The organism is Streptomyces sp. NPDC055815, assembly GCF_053616475.1.
The window spans coordinates 1-823 of record NZ_JBSHDU010000193.1 but is presented as its reverse complement, the minus strand read 5'-3'; the positions used below and the strand labels follow the sequence as shown (position 1 = coordinate 823).

Below are 823 nucleotides of genomic sequence, written 5' to 3'. Positions count from 1 at the left end.
GTGGATATGGTCACTAACCATCTAAGTATAGGTCGTTTTTTCATGCGAAAAGAGGATTGAAGGTGGGCATCATGCCCAGCAGTAAAAATGAATGAAAAACGATTTTGGAATGTTGCTTGTTTTTGAGGATTGAAATGGCCTTATTAATTTCACTGGTTGTAGTGGCAGGTCTTTACTATCAATTTTGGTATAAGCCACATAGAGCGCCGATCTTGCGTATATGGGGGATCGCGCCTGATGGACAAGAATTTCGATTATTGCTAACAGAGCATGGAGAAAAAGAGGCTGTTTTACTGTTCGGAAAGAAATCTTTTGTTGCCGTGCCAGATACGCAGAACCTTTATGGTGGGTGTTATTACCTTTATTTAGAGGATGCTCACAAGAACGAGCTTTTAATTGAGTTAAACGAAAGTGATTTATACCCCGGTGGCGCAATAGAACTTCAACACAACGGCGGTCGGAAGATTCATTGCGAGATACTAAAAGTAAGGTGGAGTCGTTAACTCAAGTAATGTTTCCTAAGTATGTTGATAGGCAAACATAGTGGTAGTTAGTCTCTCTGAGTAAATGATCTTCTTGTGATCCTGTCGTTACAGTCGTAATCTCTTGCTCTGAAAACGAAAAAACCACCTGGGGAGGTGGTTTGATCGAAGGTTAAGTCAGTTGGGGAACTGCTTAACCAGGTAACTGGGTATACGAGACCGCAGAAACCAAAAATGTTCTTTCAGTGTAGCCTCTCTCAGGCCCATACTTCAAGACCTCTTAATTTGTCTCTCGTATACCTCCAGTTACTAATGGCTGCTGCCAGTAGCGATTTTTCGTG

General features: G+C 41.8%; 1 protein-coding gene. It reads left to right on the top strand.

Annotated elements, in window-relative coordinates; genetic code table 11:
* The first annotated feature begins 161 nt into the window (after positions 1-161).
* On the top strand, positions 162-503 hold the full coding sequence (locus tag ACWGN5_RS41935; RefSeq protein WP_376481930.1) for a hypothetical protein: 342 nt from the start codon (positions 162-164) through the stop codon (positions 501-503).
* Positions 504-823 lie beyond the last annotated feature (320 nt).